The sequence below is a fragment of the Streptomyces violascens genome (assembly GCF_014649955.1).
Taxonomy (GTDB): domain Bacteria; phylum Actinomycetota; class Actinomycetes; order Streptomycetales; family Streptomycetaceae; genus Streptomyces; species Streptomyces violascens.
Genome location: NZ_BMUA01000001.1, coordinates 649,101 through 664,972 on the forward strand (window position 1 = coordinate 649,101; position 15,872 = coordinate 664,972).

General features: G+C 72.2%; 14 protein-coding genes and 1 tRNA gene. 5 read left to right on the forward strand and 10 right to left on the reverse strand.

Going from position 1 to position 15,872, the window contains the following annotated elements; translation table 11 throughout:
- Positions 1–24: 24 nt before the first annotated feature.
- Together IE206_RS03020 and IE206_RS03025 are read right to left on the reverse strand one after the other, a co-directional pair.
- Positions 25–1,302 (reverse strand): MFS transporter, encoded by a 1,278-nt coding sequence (locus IE206_RS03020; protein WP_229853165.1) that lies wholly within the window; start codon positions 1,300–1,302, stop codon positions 25–27.
- Between the two features lie 351 nt (positions 1,303–1,653).
- On the reverse strand, positions 1,654–2,085 hold the full coding sequence (locus IE206_RS03025) for a DUF6299 family protein (protein ID WP_189960290.1): 432 nt from the start codon (positions 2,083–2,085) through the stop codon (positions 1,654–1,656).
- A 329-nt stretch (positions 2,086–2,414) separates the two neighbouring features.
- On the opposite strand from IE206_RS03025, the gene IE206_RS03030 reads away from it, so the two are divergent.
- Together IE206_RS03030 and IE206_RS03035 are read left to right on the forward strand one after the other, a co-directional pair.
- Positions 2,415–3,548 carry a glutamate--cysteine ligase gene (locus tag IE206_RS03030; RefSeq protein ID WP_189960291.1) on the forward strand — a complete coding sequence of 378 codons (1,134 nt, stop codon included), beginning with the start codon at positions 2,415–2,417 and terminating at the stop codon, positions 3,546–3,548.
- Positions 3,549–3,778: 230 nt separating this feature from the next.
- A complete protein-coding gene (locus tag IE206_RS03035) occupies positions 3,779–4,399 on the forward strand; it encodes a hypothetical protein (RefSeq protein WP_226598682.1) in 621 nt (206 codons plus the stop codon).
- A gap of 73 nt (positions 4,400–4,472) precedes the next feature.
- Here IE206_RS03035 and IE206_RS03040 read toward each other — a convergent pair whose 3' ends face one another.
- From IE206_RS03040 to IE206_RS03055, 4 genes are all read right to left on the reverse strand, one after another.
- Positions 4,473–5,186 (reverse strand): ribonuclease H family protein, encoded by a 714-nt coding sequence (locus tag IE206_RS03040; protein WP_189960292.1) that lies wholly within the window; start codon positions 5,184–5,186, stop codon positions 4,473–4,475.
- Positions 5,187–5,273: 87 nt separating this feature from the next.
- A complete protein-coding gene (locus IE206_RS03045) occupies positions 5,274–5,798 on the reverse strand; it encodes a DUF3592 domain-containing protein (RefSeq protein ID WP_189960293.1) in 525 nt (174 codons plus the stop codon).
- 152 nt (positions 5,799–5,950) lie between these two features.
- Positions 5,951–6,024: transfer RNA gene (locus IE206_RS03050), tRNA-Met, on the reverse strand.
- Positions 6,025–6,153: 129 nt separating this feature from the next.
- Positions 6,154–6,339, reverse strand: a complete 186-nt coding sequence (locus tag IE206_RS03055; RefSeq protein WP_189960294.1) for a DUF1059 domain-containing protein — start codon at positions 6,337–6,339, stop codon at positions 6,154–6,156.
- Positions 6,340–6,580: 241 nt separating this feature from the next.
- Between IE206_RS03055 and IE206_RS03060 the strand changes: the two genes are divergently transcribed.
- The gene (locus IE206_RS03060; RefSeq protein ID WP_189960295.1) at positions 6,581–7,738 is read left to right on the forward strand and encodes a serine hydrolase domain-containing protein; all 1,158 of its coding nucleotides are present in this window, start codon (positions 6,581–6,583) and stop codon (positions 7,736–7,738) included.
- An 81-nt stretch (positions 7,739–7,819) separates the two neighbouring features.
- Positions 7,820–7,993, forward strand: coding sequence for a hypothetical protein (locus IE206_RS03065; protein ID WP_189960296.1), 174 nt, complete (start codon positions 7,820–7,822; stop codon positions 7,991–7,993).
- A gap of 197 nt (positions 7,994–8,190) precedes the next feature.
- On the opposite strand, the gene IE206_RS03070 is transcribed toward IE206_RS03065, so the two are convergent.
- On the reverse strand, positions 8,191–9,240 hold the full coding sequence (locus IE206_RS03070; protein WP_189960297.1) for a PHP domain-containing protein: 1,050 nt from the start codon (positions 9,238–9,240) through the stop codon (positions 8,191–8,193).
- Positions 9,241–9,406: 166 nt separating this feature from the next.
- On the opposite strand from IE206_RS03070, the gene IE206_RS03075 reads away from it, so the two are divergent.
- Positions 9,407–10,381, forward strand: a complete 975-nt coding sequence (locus tag IE206_RS03075) for a trypsin-like serine peptidase (protein ID WP_189960298.1) — start codon at positions 9,407–9,409, stop codon at positions 10,379–10,381.
- Between the two features lie 114 nt (positions 10,382–10,495).
- On the opposite strand, the gene IE206_RS03080 is transcribed toward IE206_RS03075, so the two are convergent.
- From IE206_RS03080 to IE206_RS03090, 3 genes are all read right to left on the reverse strand, one after another.
- Positions 10,496–10,873 (reverse strand): hypothetical protein, encoded by a 378-nt coding sequence (locus tag IE206_RS03080; protein WP_189960299.1) that lies wholly within the window; start codon positions 10,871–10,873, stop codon positions 10,496–10,498.
- Between the two features lie 44 nt (positions 10,874–10,917).
- Entirely contained in the window at positions 10,918–11,796 is an 879-nt protein-coding gene (locus IE206_RS03085; protein WP_189960300.1) for a C40 family peptidase, read from the reverse strand.
- Between the two features lie 219 nt (positions 11,797–12,015).
- Positions 12,016–15,780 (reverse strand): nSTAND1 domain-containing NTPase, encoded by a 3,765-nt coding sequence (locus IE206_RS03090; protein WP_189960301.1) that lies wholly within the window; start codon positions 15,778–15,780, stop codon positions 12,016–12,018.
- Positions 15,781–15,872: the final 92 nt, after the last annotated feature.

Genomic DNA, 15,872 nt, shown 5'->3' on the forward strand with positions numbered 1-15,872 from the left:
CCAAGGGGAGTTGCCCGGTGGCGGTCAGGCGACGGGGACACTCTCGTCGTGGCCCGGCGTCGAGTCCTGCCGGTCGTCGTCCTCGGTCTCGGGGTGCGCGGTCTCGGGGAGGTCGCGCATCCCGCGCAGCGGGGAGAGCAGGAGCGGCAGCGGCACGGCGAGGAAGCCGATCGCGCAGATCCACAGCGCGGTGCGTGCGCCGGAGGCATCCGCGACGGCGCCGCCGACGAGCGCGCCGAGCGGCAGGGTGCCCCACATCATGAAGCGGAGGGTGGCGTTCATGCGCCCCAACAGGCGTGGGGGGCACAGGGTTTGACGGAAGCTCACCTGGGCGACGTTGTAGACCACGGCGCCGAAGAAGACCACGCCGGAGGCGACCGCGAAGAGCGCGGCGGCCAGGCCCTTGCCGGACAGCGGCCACAGCAGCGCGAAAGGGCCGGTCGCGAGGGCGGAGAGCCAGATGATGCGGGCCTGGCCGAAGCGTCCGGCAAGGCGGCCCGCGCAGAGCGCTCCGGCGAGTCCGCCCACGGCCGATGCCGAGAGCATCACGCCGATCGCGGCCGGAGGCAGGTCGAGGACCCGGACCAGGAAGATGGTCTGGGTGGCCATGAGCATCGCGGTGAAGAAGTTGCCGAGCGCCGTGGTGCCCGCGATGACACGCAGCAGCGGGTGGCCGAGCACGAAGCGCAGGCCTTCCGCGACGTCCTTGCGCAGGGAGGCGCCGGGTACGGGTTCGGGCCCCGGCTCGGGGCGGCGGATGGCCAGCAGGAACAGGGCGGAGACGGCGTAGCCGATGGCGTCGGCCACGATCGCGAGGTGTGCCCCCACCAGTTGGACGAGCCCGCCGCCGAGCCCGGGCCCGGCCACCTGCGCCGAGGAACGTACCGTCTCCAGGGCCCCGTTGCCCGCCACCAGGTGCTCCCTGGGCAGGAGTTGGGGCAGATAGCTCTGGTGGGCCACGTCGAAGAAGACGGTCGCCACACCCACGACCAGGGCGACGGCATACAGCTGGGCCATGGTCAGCACGTCCGCCACCGCGGCGAGCGGGACGCTGGCCATGGCCAGGGAGCGGACCACGTCGGCGCGGATCATCAGCGTCAGCTTGCGCATCCGGTCGACCCAGGCCCCCGCGGGCAGTCCGATGAGCAGGAACGCGGCGGTCTCGGCGGCGGTGAGCAGTCCCACCTGGAAGGCGGGCGCCTTGAGTTCGAGCACGGCCACCAGGGGCAGTGCCACCAGGGTGACTTGGGCGCCGACCTGCCCGGCCGCGGCTCCGGCGAGCAGAAATCGGAAATCGCGCATACGGAGCAGGCCACTGGGAGCGGCCTGGGGCGAAGGGGACATGCACGAGACCTTCACCGCAGGCCGATCAGGAGTCAAAACAAACAGGACACTTTCGGTCGTTTCTTGTGCCATCCTGACAGTCGATCAAGAAAATCAACGGCCAGATCAGGGCAACGGCCGGATGAATTACAGATGTTGGGCCCTGTCGGCAGAGGTCTTCAACCGCCCTTGGACGAGGGATTTGAAGGGACAGTGCACCCCCGCACCCTATGAATGCGGGTATGTCCGAAACTCACCGCCCGCACACTTGTGGAGGCAACCAGAAGCGATTTCAGACGTCGGGGGTGCCGGAACGGCGTGGACGCTCCGTCAGTCCTTGGCGGGGCGAAGGTCGATGCTGTGCCAGTCGGTGGCGAGGATGACGGGCAGCGGAAGGCCGCTGCGGGTGTTCAGCTGCACCAGGGTGGCCTCGATGTCGGCCGGTCCGGGCTTCACCGGCGTCCCGTGCGGCTTCTCGTGGTTGACCCAGGTGTGTTCGGCGCCGTCGCACCGCGCGGCCGTGCCGCCGATGCCGTGCTGTACGCCGCCGCTCCGCACCGAACTCGCCACGAAGATCGGGCCGGGTCCCGGGGCGGAGCACCGGTAGGTGCCCGAGAGGATGACGGTGCCGTCGCTGGAGACCGTCCCGGTCGGGTCGGCGGAGACGGTGCCCGAGGTGGCGGCCCCGGCCGGGCCGGAGGCGGCGCACAGAAGGACTCCGGCGGCGACAGCGGCCCCGGCGGCAACAAGACTTACGCGCATCGGCAGATCTCCTACGTCGGTATGTACGTTCGCGAGGTGTGCGACGTTCATGTGTGGTGCCCGCGCCCCAAGGAATACCGCCCGGGCGCCCGGGCGCCGGGGATTCCCCCCGGTCGGTGGCGTGTCAGGCCGGGCAGGGCGGCTGTGACCCGAGTGGCGGCACAGCTGCCGTGGCGGCCGCTGGGGCCGGGGGTGCCCGGCCCTGACGGGTGTGACCGAAAGAGGGCCCCCTCACCGGCACCCGGGGACGGCACCGGCCGTGCATGCTGGTGCCCCCGGCCGTTTTCCGTGCCGCCCGACGGGCGCCCGGACAGGATGGGAGCGTCATTTTGCGCACCGTAGGCGTGGAAGAGGAACTGCTCCTGGTCGACCCGGGCACCGGGCAGCCGTGTGCCCTGTCCTCGGAGGTGCTGGCCCGTCTTGCCAAGTGCGCCGCCGACGGAGGCGGCCCCGCCAAGGGCACGTTCGAGCGTGAACTGCAGGGTCAGCAGCTGGAGTTCGGCACCCGGCCGCAGACGGACATGGAGGAACTCGGCGCGGAGATCGTGCACTGGCGCCACGAGGCGGCCCGGCACGCGGCCGAAGCCGGAGCGGCGGTCGCCGCCCTCGCGACGTCGCCCCTGCCCGTCCGGCCCGCCGTCAACGCGGGCCGCCGCTACCAGTGGATGGAGGAACAGTTCGGTCTGACGACCCAGGAACAGCTCACCTGCGGATGCCACGTGCATGTGTCGGTCGCATCGGACGACGAGGGCGTCGCCGTCGTGGACCGGATCCAGCCGTGGCTGCCCGTGCTGACCGCACTGAGCGGGAACTCTCCGTACTGGCACGGCAACGACACCCTCTACAGCAGTTACCGCAGCAGGGTGTGGGGCCGGTGGCCCATGTCCGGGCCGACGGGTGTCTTCGGCTCGGCCGAGCGCTACCACGCCCAGGTCGACGACATGGTGACGAGCGGTGTGGTGCACGACCGGGGCATGATCTATTTCGACGCCCGGCTCTCCCACCGCTACCCCACGGTGGAGATCCGGGTGGCGGATGTGTGTCTGGAGGCCACCACCGCGCTGCTCGTGGCGGGTCTGGCCCGCGCACTGGTCGAGACCGCTGCCCGGGACTGGCGCAGGGGGCGGCCACCACTGGGACACGGGGTGCAACTGCTGCGGCTCGCCGCGTGGCGGGCCGCGCGCTCCGGGCTCGACGACGACCTGCTGCACCCGGTGACCATGCGGCCGGCCCCCGCACCCGTCGTCGCACGGGCCCTGTTCGACCACGTACGGGAGGCGCTCGAAGACAGCGGGGACTTCGCATGGGCCCACAAGGCGACCGCGGAACTGCTTGTCCGCGGCAACGGCGCCCGCGTTCAGCGCGAGTTGCTCGCCCGCACCGGAAACCTCAGTCATGTGGTCGCGGCATGTGTGCGGCGCACCCTGGGCGAGCGCGAACTCCGATACACGACACCGGAGTAGCACCCCGTCATGTGGTCCGGTTCGAAGGCCGCTCTCTTCAACCCGCCGGGGCGGGAGCGGCCTCCATCCTCAGGGTGGGACATCACTCGGTGTGCCCCGCGAGGCCGTTGCCCACGGGATTCATTCACCCTGAGCGGTCTCATCTACTGTCAAGTGGGTGCCCCTGCACAGAGGAGGCGCGTAACATCCGGCAGCAATCACGTACGCACACGCCCCCGGAGGAACGACTCGTGCCGGACAGCACCATGCTCCAGTCCCAGTACGCTGCCCAGATCCAGAGCGATCTCGACAGCAACGTCGCCGAACGCGAACACATCGCCGGCCAGATCAGTGCGCTCCAGGAGCAGTTGAGCATCCTGGAGAGCAACCACGCCCTGCTCGCCTCCATGCAGCAGGCGATCGGCACCCCCGCCGTGCCCGCCGCGGGCAAGGCTCCCAAGAAGGCCGAGGCATCCGCCCCGCGCATCCCTCAGGCGCGTTCGGGATCCAAGTCCGCAGGTCGCGCGGCCAAGAAGCAGGCGCGGCCCGCCCCCAAGGCCAAGGCGTCGGGTGCTGCTCCCACGCTGCGGGAGCTCGTCGCGGCCCACCTCGCCACGAGCGGTGAGCCGCGCTCGGCCGCCGAGATCACGGCCGGTCTCACCGACGCCCACCCGGGCCGCAACATCGCCGGCACCGTGGTGCGCAACACCCTCGAAAACCTCGTGGCCAAGGGTCAGGCGCAGCGCACCCGGCAGAACCGGTCCGTCTTCTACACGGCTCCCGAGGGCGGCGACACCAGCGCGTCCGCGCAGCCCGCGGACAGCGACGTCAAGAAGGGGGAGGACGCCGTCACCCCCGTGACCACCGACTGACGGGCGCACGGTGCCGGCTCGTCCGGCACACGTACGGCCACCTACCGGACAGGTGACATGGCAGCCCCGTGCCTCACACCACTGGGCTGCAGTCCGGGTGTCCCCAGCCCTGCTCGCGCTTCATGATGGGAGCACCCGCGGCATAGGGCTGCCCGCACGGGCAGCGTCCGGGGAACTTCGCCTTGATGGTCCGCGGCTTGCCCGCACCGGCTCCCGAGGCGGACGACTTGGCCGCGGCGGGTGCCTTCCGCGCGGTGGCGGTCCTGGCCCGCGTCGTACTGGCGCGAGCCGGTGCGGGCACCGGCATCTCCTGGTCGCCGTGGGCCGTGCCGGCGGCGCGCTGGGTGGTGGCCGCGTCGCTGGCGGCCTGGTCGGCGATGGCGTTCAGCGGGTCTCCGCCCACCTGGTGTGCGGGCACATAGACGAACTCCACGTCCCGTTCGGCCAGCAACCCGTCGATGCGCTCGACGAGTTCACGGTTGGCGACCGGCTTGCCCGCCGCGGTCTTCCACCCGTTGCGCTTCCAGCCCGGCAGCCACTGGGTGACCGCCTTCATGGCGTACTGGGAGTCCATGCGCACCTGCAGGGGGGTGCCGGGGTCGACTGCTTCGAGGAGTCGCTCCAGGGCGGTGAGCTCGCCGACATTGTTGGTGGCGGTGCCGAGCGGACCCGCGCCCCAACGCTCCGGCCGCCCCTCGGCATCCGCGATCACCCAGGCCCATCCGGCAGGGCCGGGATTGCCCTTCGACGCCCCGTCACAAGCGGCAACAACAACACGATCAGACATCGCGCCATCATCCCACCGCCCTCCCCCACACCAGAAATCGTCCACACCCAAGACCCTCGACCGGTTCGGGCAGGGTTCGGACACCGCTCAGGGCCCGGCGGTGAGGTGCGGGTCCGGCAACGGGACCGGGGCGCCGTCGTCGGCCGATGCGCCCAGGAACACGGCCGCGCCGAAGCCGATCGCGGCGAAGAACAGCCCCACACAGGTGAAGACCACCATGGCCCCGCCGAAGAGGCACGACACCACTCCGACCCCGGTCGGCGCCTCGTCCACGACCGCGCGCTCGGGCCGGTGCGGCAGATGGCGCAGCAACACCATGTCACCCGTCACATAGGGCTGCCTCGATGTCACCTGCACCCGCACATCACGCCCGTCCCCCGCACGGAACCCGACGATCAGACGGCGCTGGTGATGCACAGGCCCACCGGAACGGTGGGTGCGCACCACATACGTCTCCAGACAGCGGCCCTGTGCCCTCAGCCCCTCGCGCAGGGTGCGCCTGTGCTCCGACACCCTGCGGACCACCCCGACCAGCATCGCGATGCCCACCAGGGCGAACAGCAGCCCCACACATCCGAATACCACCCCGAAGGCCCCACCTACAGCGAACATGCCCCATCTCCCCACCCGGCGTCGCCGGTGAAGAGGAGTACGGCGGTGCGTCGGTTCCCTTTCGGATGGGTGGGCCGGGCAGACATACCCGCGGGCAGCCATGTCACGCACTTCGGCCCCCGGCACGCAGAGTGCCGGGGGCCGAAGTTTCGTAGCGGGGACAGGATTTGAACCTGCGACCTCTGGGTTATGAGCCCAGCGAGCTACCGAGCTGCTCCACCCCGCGTCGGTGAACACCACCCTACGCCACCTGCGGCGGAGCTCCGACCACTCCGGTCCGCTCACGGCGCCGGGGCCGACGCCGACGCGGAACGGCCCTCAGAGGTGGTCGGTCCTGGTTCGGGCTGCCGGGGCGCTAGACGGTTGCCTCGTCCTTCAGCATCTTCTTTATCTCTTCGCGGAGTTCTGGAGAGTCCGTGTGGCCGTGCACCGATGCGGCGTGCTCGGCGGCCGCCCGGACGACTTCCTCTTCCGTCCCGGAAATCGTCAGGCTGCAATTCGATTCACTCGGGTAGTCCCGACAGTCGGCGACCTTGCGCATGAGATGCCTCCTCGGGGAAGAAATGTCCCGATATCAGGATCGCACCGATTCGCCCGCCCGGCGCGGCTACTTCGGGTGATCGGCGGTCGCACGGGGTGCACGCAACGGCGCACGGCGATGTGCGCCAAGTGGCCAAGTGACATGGGTGAGCGCGATGATTCCCGGGCCCGGGGGGAGTCTCCCTTCCGACGGACTTCGAGAACCGGACTCCAGGAGAGCCGGACTTCCAGAAGGTGGGCCCATGAGCGCATTGCGCAAGATCCTCGACACATACGTCCACGACGGCACGGTGCCGGGTGCGGTGGGCCTGGTGGCCTGCGGTGACCGCGTGGAGTGCGCGGTGGCCGGCTCCCTCGACGCGGGCGGCGCTTCCCCGATGGCCAGGGACTCGATCTTCCGTATCGCCTCGATCGGCAAGCCGGTCACCGCCGCGGCCCTCATGATGCTGGTCGACGACGGGCGGATCGCGCTGGACGACCCGGTCGCCCGGTGGCTGCCGGAGCTGGCTTCGCCCATGGTCGTCCGTACGCCGTCCTCCCCGGTCGACGACGTCGTCCCCGCCGAGCGGGCGATCACGGTGGCCGATCTGCTGACCTTCCGCGCCGGCTACGGCTTTCCCTCCGATTTCTCGCTGCCCGCCGTCGCGCCTCTGTTCAGCGAGCTCCAACAGGCGCCTCCGCGCCCGCAGTCGGTGCCCGCGCCGGACGAGTGGCTCGCGCGGCTCGCCCGCATTCCGATGCTGCACCAGCCCGGCGAGGCGTGGCTGTACAACCTGTGCTCCGACCTCCAGGGCGTCCTGATCGCGAGGGTTTCCGGGCGCACGCTGCCCGAGTTCCTGGCCGAGCGCCTCTTCGGGCCGCTCGGCATGACCGACACCGGGTTCTCGGTGCCGGCCCGCGATCTGGACCGGTTCACCACCTGCTACCGGCCCCTTCCGCAGGGCGGTCTGGAACTCGTCGACGCCCCCGACGGGCAGTGGAGCAGCCCGCCCGCGTTCCCTTCCGGCGCGGGCGGACTCGTCTCGACCGTCGACGACCTGCACGCCTTCGCCGGGCTGCTGCTCGGCGGCGGGACCGTTCAGGGGCGCCGGCTGCTCTCGCCCGAAGCCGTACGGCAGATGACCACCGACCATCTGACACCCGCCCAGCGCGCCGCCGGCACGTTGTTCCTGCAGGGCCAGGGCTGGGGGTTCGGCGGCTCGGTCGACATCGAGACCATCGAGCCGTGGAACGTGCCGGGGCGCTACGGCTGGGTCGGCGGCACCGGCACGACCGCCTACGTCGTTCCGTCCACCGGCACGGTCACCATCCTGCTGAGCCAGGTGGAGATGACCGGGCCGACCCCGGTCACCCTGATGCGTGACTTCTGGCAGTACGCCGCCGATCATTACGCTGCGTAATGGTTCGGGGTGCGCCTGGTGACGGTGCATGGCACGGTGAATGCGTTCGATCCCCACCCCCACACTCAGGAGCGAATCTCCATGGGCAAGGCCGAGAAGTTGCAGGACAAGGCGCGACAGGCCGCCGAGCAGGCCAAGGTGAAGGCATCCGAGGCCGGACAGCAGATCTCCGACCGCAGCAGCAGGCAGCGGACCGAGGACGAGCAGGAGCGGGCCGAGCAGGCGATGCGCGACGCCGGGATCGACCGCGGCTGACCCGGTCCCGCACGGGAGCCGGGGCTTCACCCAGCGCGGGGTGAAGCCCCGGCTCCCGCATGTCCGCGCCCCGCATCGACGCCCTCGCATGCCTGCCCTCGCGTGACGGCCGACCGGATTCCCGGGATGTCGGGGCGGTTGCGAAGACGCTCGTCCCGCGCGGAGTGCGCACGGGAGACGGGACGGGACCGGCCCGCTCAGGCCCGGTCGGCCACGCCTGCCGGGACCTCGCGGGTGCGGGTCCAGGTCAGCAGATCCTCCAGCGTCCAGGTCGTGATGACCCGCTCCGGCGGCACGCCGCATTGCTCGGCCCGCGCGCAGCCGTAGATCTGCCAGTCGAGCTGGCCCGGGGCGTGGGAGTCGGTGTCGATGGCGAACAGGACGCCCGCCTCGACGGCCCGGGTCAGAAGGCGGCGCGGCGGATCCAGCCGTTCCGGGCGGCTGTTGATCTCCACGGCGGTGCCGCCCTCGGCGCAGGCGGCGAACACCGCGTCCGCGTCGAACTCGGACTCGGGCCGCCCGCGCCCGGTGACCAGACGTCCGGTGCAGTGCCCCAGCACATCGGCCAGGGGGTTGCTGACGGCCGCGATCATGCGCCGGGTCATGGCGGCGGCGTCCATGCGGAGCTTGGAGTGGACGGAGACGACCACGACGTCGAGCTGGTCGAGCAGTTCGTCCTCCTGGTCGAGGGAGCCGTCGTCGAGGATGTCGCACTCGATGCCGGTGAGGAGCCTGAACGGCGCCCAGCGCTCGTTGAGTTCGGCCACCACCTCCAGCTGATGGCGCAGCCGCTCGGCGGTCAGTCCGTTGGCGACGGTGAGCCGGGGCGAGTGGTCGGTGAGCACGGCCCATTCATGGCCGAGCTCCGCCGCGGTGCGGCCCATGTCCTCGATGGTGCTGCCGCCGTCCGACCAGTCGGAGTGCAGGTGGCAGTCGCCGCGCAGCGCGGCCCGCAGATCTTCGCCGCCCTCGGCGAGCGGCGCCGCGGCCTCCAGTTCCGATTCGAGGCGCTGAAGATAGCCCGGCACCCGGTCGGCGAGTGCCTCGCGCACCACCTGGGCGGTCTTCGGGCCGATGCCCTTGACCGACTCCAGGCTTCCGGCCACCGCCGCGCGCTCGGCGACCTCGTCCGGCGGCAGCTCCTTGACCGCCGCGGCGGCGGTACGGAAGGCCTGTACGCGGTAGGTGGCGCCCTGGCTGCGTTCGAGCAGGAAGGCGATCCGCCTCAGCGCCGACACGGGATCCATGGACACCTCCTGCGGGCGGGGCCTCGCGGCCACCCTCCCAGCTTCCCCCAGCCCTCGCGCGCTCGCAGGCTCTGGGCGCGGTCCGCTGCCGCCCGAACGTTTTGCGCCCGGTTGGCGCTCGTGTCGGCGCGGCTCCTGCCCGTGCCCGGGCCCTAGCCTCGCCAGCGTGCTTATGAGAAGAAATGCGCACAGTGGCGGCCGGTTGAGGGCGGTGCTCGGCGTTGTCCGGGAGGCGGCTCTGATCACGGTTCTGACCTGCACGTTGACGATCTGCCCGGCCCGGGACGACGAGGCAAGCACCGCCATCGCCTCCTCGGCCCGGCCTGCCGGGACCCCGGCCGGGCTGCCCGGCGCCCCAGTCGGCACCGGCGCCGACGGTGCGGGGTTCCACCCGGCCCGCCCGGCCCGCCCGGAACAGTCGGCGGCCTGTGCCGCGGAGCAGCTCCGCGCGGCCCCGCACGACCTGCGGTCGGCCTGCTCGTACCCGGCCGTCGGGGTCTTCCTGTGGCCCGGTGGCCGGCACACCTGCACGGCCGCCGTCGTGGACAGCAGACACGGCGATCTGCTGGTGACGGCGGCGCACTGCCTCCCGCTGGACGGGGCCACGTTCGCGCCCGGCTATCACGACGGGCTCACCCCGCAGGGCGAGTGGCCGGTCCTCGCCGCGCTGGCGGACCCACGGTTCACCGGGCCCCGCGAGGGTGCCGAGAACTGGCCGTACGACTGGGCCTTCGTGCGGGTGGCCCGGGTCGGCGGCAGAAGCGTCCAGGAGGCGGTCGGCTCCGGGTTCCGCGTGCCTGCGCACCCGGAGCGGCTCTCCCCCGACCTCGGCCGGGTCACCCTCATCGGCTATCCGCACGACCGGCCGGGCCAGCACATCTGCACGGCGGACGCACGGCCCGCCTACAGCGACTTCCGGCAGGCCCGGTGTGCGGGCTTCTCGACCGGGGTGTCCGGCAGCCCGTGGGTGATCCCGGCGCCGCACGGCGGGAACACCGTGATCGGGGTGCTCGGCGGCGCCGAGCGGGGTGGCGGCTTCGAGGACGACGTCTCGTACACCGCCCGCTTCGACGCGGGGCTCGGCTCGCTGTTCGCGACGGCACAGGGGGTCGGGCCGCAGGATTCACCGCTCGTCACGTGACCGGCCGGCGGACACCCCTGACACATCGACAACCCCCTTGGCGGTCAGGCAAGTTGGCCGGGCCGCCCGTCGGGGGATCGACGGGCGGCCCGGTGCTCTAGTGCGGTGCTGCGATCAGCACTCGCGCAGGCCGGGAGCCGGGTCCTGGCCGGTCTTCACGCTGACGGCCGGGACGTTGCCCCAGGCGCCGTTGTCGAGCTGCGTCCAGTACCAGATGTCGTTGCCGCCCTGGTGCGGGTCGCCGTGGCCCCAGCACACGAACCAGTTGAACCCGGTGTCCAGGGTGCCGCGGGTGGCCGAGCGGTAGGAGCGGTCGGCGTATCCCTTCGCGCCGACCGCGTTGCCGCAGTACAGGCGGCCGTCGGAGCGGACTCCGCACTCGGCGGCGGGCTTGGCGGGTGCGGCGACGGCAACGGGCAGCCCGGTCGCGGTGAGGCCCGCGGTCAGCGCGGTGGCGGAGAGGAACAGGGCGATCTTCTTGCGAACGTTCACGGTGAACTCCTTGCGGGTGTGGTGTCTATGGTGGGCCGGGCTGTTCAGGCGCAGGTGGGGACGCCGTCGAGCCAGGCGGATCCCCGGATGTAGATGTTGGTGATCCATGCCTTGTAGTCGGGCAGGTAGGACCAGGCGTCGTTGCGGTATCCCTCGGCCTCGACGAGCTGGGCGTGCTTCTGGCAGCCGACCTTCACGCGGGTCGGGCCGGCGAACTTGTTGACCCGGGCGCTCGTCGTGGACGGTTGGGCGTGGGTCCACACATCGGTGCCCCAGGTGGAGAAGGTGCCGTTCTGTCCCGGGCCCGCGCCGATGATGCGTACGGCGCCGTTGTAGTCGCCGCCGAGGCGTACGTCGCTGACCATCACATGGGTGCCGGACTGGCGGGCCTCGACCATCTTGCCCGCGCCGAGGTACACGGCGATGTGGTGGATGGAGTTGTCGCCGCCCCAGGCCATCAGGTCGCCGGGCAGCAGCGGCCCGGTGCCCTGGGCCGCGCCGAAGCGGGCGGTGGCGTGCGAGGAGTGGTACTGGCTGTTGGAGTTGCCGGCCAGGATGTCCTGCCCGGTCGCCTGGGCGTAGGCATAGCGGACCAGGCCCGAGCAGTCGAAGCCGAGCCGCTCCGGGTCGTGGTTGCTGGCCGGGTCCGTGGGGTCGACCTGCCCGTAGGTGGCACCGGGTTGCGGGCCGTGGCCGCCGCCCCACGTGTACCAGATGCCGAGCTGGGAGCAGGCCGCCCGGACCGCCGCCTCGGCGGTGGCGGAGGCGCCGGGGGCGAGCACGTCGCAGCCTCCGGCGGCCGCAGCCGATGGCCTCGACTGAGGTGTTGCTGCGGAGGGTTGGGCGGTCGCCACGATGGCGCAGGCGGCCACGATGCTCGCCGCGACGAGAGTCCGCCGCGCTCTGACCAGCGTATGGTGCATGTCCGATTCCCCGTTTCGTCGTACGTGCCGTACGTGTGGTGCGTGTCGTGCGTGTGCCGGGCCGGTGCCTGGCACGCGGCAGATGCTCCTGTGCGGAGCCGGATCATCTGCCGCGGTGGTTCGAGACTGTGCCGTGCGCAGCGGCGCTGTCGAGGTGGCGGCCGTCTCCCGTGCCGACGGGAAACGGGAAACACCTGGGAAACACCCTGGATCCGCCGGTCAGTCGGCGGACGGACAGAGGGGCCGGTAAGGCAGGTCGGGCAGCAGGTGGGACCAGCGTTCGGGGCCCGTGTCGCCCAGCAGACGGCAGACCCCGGCCTGTTGGCGGGGCACGTCGGTGTTCCAGAGCCGGACGGTTCCGTCGTTGCTGCTGCTCGCCAGCGTGCCGGGCAGGCCGGGGTCGAAGGTGACGCCCCAGACGGCGCCGGTGTGTCCGCTGAGGGTGGCGGTCTGTTCGGCGCGGGCGGGGTCCCACAGGCGTACGGTCTGGTCGCTGCCGCTGCTCGCGAGGGTCTTGCCGTCGGGGCTGAACGCGACCGCGCGCACCGACCCGCTGTGCCCGGCGAGGGTGTCGGCCGTCGTGCCGTGGGCGACGTCCCACAGGCGTACGGTCCCGTCGTTGGCGCCGCTGGCCAGGGTGCGGCCGTCGGGAGCGAAGGCGACGGCGCGCACCGACCCCGTGTGGCCGCGAAGGACCGAACGCGGCCCGCGACCGGGATCGTTCACGTCCCACAGCCGGACGGTGAGGTCGTCGCTGCCGGTGGCCAGGGTGCGACCGTCGGGGCTGAACGCGACCGCGTTGACGAAGTCCTCGTGGCCGTGCAGCGTGGCGTACGGCTTGCGGGTCGCGACGTCCCAGAGCGTGGCGGTGCGGTCGGCGCTCGCGGAGGCCAGCAGGCGGCCGTCGGGCGAGAAGGCGAGCGCGAACACCGAGCCGTCGTGACCGGTGAGGGTCGCCTCGGGGCGGCCGGTCGCCGTGTCCCAGAGTCTGACCGTGCGGTCGGCGCCCGCGGAGGCGACGAGGCGGCCGTCGGGCGAGAACGCCACGGCGAACACCGAGCCGTCGTGGCCGGTGAGAGTGGCGCGCAGCCGGTGGTGGGCGACGTCCCAGATGCGGACGGTGCGGTCCGCCTCCGCCGAGGCCAGGATGCTGCCGTCGGGCGAGAACGCCGACTGCCACGCCTCGGTGAACGGCCGTGCGGTGAGCGCGGAGCGCCCCGGGTCCCACAGCACCACGGACTGGTCGAACCCGGCGGTGGCGAGGCGGTCGTCGGGCCCGGCGGCGACCGCGAGGACGTAGTCGGTGTGGCCGGACAGGGTGGCGACCACCCGGTGGTTCACGGCGTCCCACAGTTTGACGGTGCCGTCGCCGCCGGCGCTGATGACGGTGTCGCCGGTCCGCGTGAAGGCGACCGCGTTGACGTCGTCGCTGTGCCCGGTCAGGACGCTGCGCAGGGTTCCGTCGGGCAGGTTCCACAGCCGTACGGTGCGGTCGGCGCCGCCGGATGCCAGGGTGTGGCCGTCGGGGCTGAACGCCACGCCGAGCACTTGGTCGCTGTGACCGGTGAGGACCATCGGTGGCTGGCTGTCCGTCACATTCCAGATCCGTACGGTGCGATCGGCGGACGCCGACGCCACGGCGTGGCCGTCGGGGGCGAAGGCGACGGCCATCACCCAGTCGGTGTGGCCGGTGAGGACGGCGCGTGCGGTGCCGTCGGGCACGTTCCACAGGCGTACGGTGCGGTCGGATCCGCCCGACACCAGGGTGTGGCCGTCGGAGCTGAACGCCACGGAGCGGACGGCTCCCTGGTGTCCTGGCAGCGTCGCGGTCATGCGGTGGGTGGCCGCGTCCCAGAGCCGGACGGTACCGTCCGCGCCGGCTGTCGCCAGGCGTGTGCCGTCGGCGGAGTAGGCGACCGAGGTGACCGCTCCGGCATGGCCGGTCAGGGTGGCGGTCACCTGGCGGCTCGCGGTGTTCCAGAGCCGTACGGTCGCGTCCGAGCTGGCTGTGGCGAGGGTCGTGCCGTCGGGGCTGAACGCGACCGAGTTGACCGGGCCCGAGTGGCCGCGCAGCCGCCCGTCGAAGGAGGTCGCCTGGGTGCTGAGCAGGGCTCCGCGTGCCTGCGGGGTGCGGTCGGTGCGGTAGGCGTCGGCGGCGAGCAGCATGGAGGCCTCCGGCTGCCCGGCGGCGAGCGCCCCGGACCGCACGGCCAGTGCCTGGGACTGGGCGGTGCGGCTCTGGTCCAGGGCCCGTTGACGCTGTTGGAAGGCGAGGGCGCCGGCCGTCACCGCGAGCGCGAGGAGCCCGGCGAGGGTGACGAGCAGGGCGCGGCGGATCCGGGTCTGGCGTCGGGCCGTGCGCTCTCCGCGCCCCTCCTCGGCTTCGCAGGCATCGATGAACTCCCGCTCCACCGGCCCGAGTTGGGCCCGGTCGGAGGCCTGCTGCGCCCGGTCGCGCACGGCGGCGAGGCGGGTGCCCCGGTAGAGCAGGCTCGGGTCGCGGCCGGCCCGTACCCACTGGGTCGCGGCGTCGGAGACCTCCTGGCGCATCACCAGGCCCGCCCGGTCGGCGTCGATCCAGCCGCGCAGCCGTGGCCAGGCGTGCAGGAGCGCCTCGTGGGTGATCTCCACCGTCTCGCTGCCCGCGGTGACGAGCCGGGCGCGCACGAACGCGTCGAGGGCGCGGGCGCCGGACTCGGGGTCGGCCAACTGCCGTAACAGCAGGGCTCGTTCGACGGGCTTGCGGGTCTGGGCGCTGTCGTCCGCCACATGTACGAGGCGGACGAGGAGCTGGCGGGCCGTCAGTTGTTCGGCGGGGTCGAGCCGGGCGTGCACCGACTCGGCGGTACGGGCGACCGCGCCGTGGATGCCACCGGTCGTCTCGTAGCCGGCCACGGTCAGGGTGCGGCTGGTGCGCTGCTGCCAGGTGACGAGCAGGGCGTGCGCGAGCAGCGGAAGGGAGCCGACGGACGCCGCCGAGTCGCTGCCCAGATCCCTCAACAGCAGTTCCACCAGGCCTGGTTCGAGGCTGAGCCCGGCGCGTTCGGCGGGTCCGGTGATGGCCTGGCGCAGTTGGGTGCCGGACATCGGGCCGAGCGCGAACAGGCCGTGGGTGAAGACCTCCACGAGGTGGGGGTGGTCCAGGCAGCGGCCGCAGAAGTCGGCGCGCAGGCCGATCACGACGGCGGCGCGGGCGGTGGTGCCGTCGAGGTCACGGGCGGTGGCGAGGGCGTGCAGGACGGCGACGAAGTCGCGGCGCTCGCGATCGTTCTCGCAGAGGGTGAAGGTCTCCTCGAACTGGTCGACCACCAGGACCAGGCCGGGGCCGCGGCCGTGCGCGGCGGAGGCGTCGAGCAGGGTGCGCGGCCGCTCGGCGAGCGCCTCGGGGGTGATCTCGGCGCCCGCCGCGCCGAGCACCTCGGCCGCGCAGCGCAGAAGTTCCTTGAGGGGGTGGGCCGTTGGGGTGCACACCACGACCGGCCAGTCGTCGGAGCCGGGCACGGGCAGGGCGCCCCGGCGCAGCGCGGGCAGCAGTCCGGCCTGGAGGAGTGAGGACTTCCCGGCGCCCGAGGGGGCGACCACGGCGAGCGGTCCGCGGCCCATCCGTTCGGCGAGCCGCCCACTCAGTTCCGCGGTCGCGCTCTCGCGGCCGTAGAACCACTCGGCGTCCTGCGGCCCGTAGGCGGCGAGCCCCCGGTAGGGGCACAGGGCCGTCTCGGCGGGGCCTGCGTGGGTGGTGCGCGGCGCGGGGACGGCCGCCGGTCTGGGCAGCAGACGCACGAGTTCGCCCTGTGCGCCGAGCGCGTCGTCGCAGCGGCGGGCGACGTCGAGGGTGGGCGGCTTGCTGCCGTTCTCGATCTTGCTGAGATATCCCTTGCTGTAGTGGATCGAGCGGGCGAGTCCGGTGAGGGACACCTTGCGCAGGCCTCGCAGGCGCCGCAGCTCCGCTGCGAATCCGTCGGCCGTTTCGTCGTCCGTTGGCACGGGACCTACCTTTCCGTGGCGGACGGGGCGTACGCCTGAAAAGGACGAACTTCGTCGGGTTCCGGTCGGCAACAGACGTACGAGCCGGGTTC

Excerpts from the sequence above, each read along its gene's own strand:
- IE206_RS03055 (WP_189960294.1), bottom strand. The coding sequence starts at position 6,339 with ATGCGCAAGGTCGCCGACTGTCGGGACTACCCGAGTGAATCGAATTGC.
- IE206_RS03045 (WP_189960293.1), bottom strand. The coding sequence starts at position 5,798 with ATGTTCGCTGTAGGTGGGGCCTTCGGGGTGGTATTCGGATGTGTGGGG.
- IE206_RS03025 (WP_189960290.1), bottom strand. The coding sequence starts at position 2,085 with ATGCGCGTAAGTCTTGTTGCCGCCGGGGCCGCTGTCGCCGCCGGAGTC.
- IE206_RS03020 (WP_229853165.1), bottom strand. The coding sequence starts at position 1,302 with ATGCGCGATTTCCGATTTCTGCTCGCCGGAGCCGCGGCCGGGCAGGTC.
- IE206_RS03060 (WP_189960295.1), top strand. The coding sequence starts at position 6,581 with ATGAGCGCATTGCGCAAGATCCTCGACACATACGTCCACGACGGCACG.
- IE206_RS03040 (WP_189960292.1), bottom strand. The coding sequence starts at position 5,186 with ATGTCTGATCGTGTTGTTGTTGCCGCTTGTGACGGGGCGTCGAAGGGC.
- IE206_RS03070 (WP_189960297.1), bottom strand. The coding sequence starts at position 9,240 with ATGGATCCCGTGTCGGCGCTGAGGCGGATCGCCTTCCTGCTCGAACGC.
- IE206_RS03065 (WP_189960296.1), top strand. The coding sequence starts at position 7,820 with ATGGGCAAGGCCGAGAAGTTGCAGGACAAGGCGCGACAGGCCGCCGAG.
- IE206_RS03085 (WP_189960300.1), bottom strand. The coding sequence starts at position 11,796 with ATGCACCATACGCTGGTCAGAGCGCGGCGGACTCTCGTCGCGGCGAGC.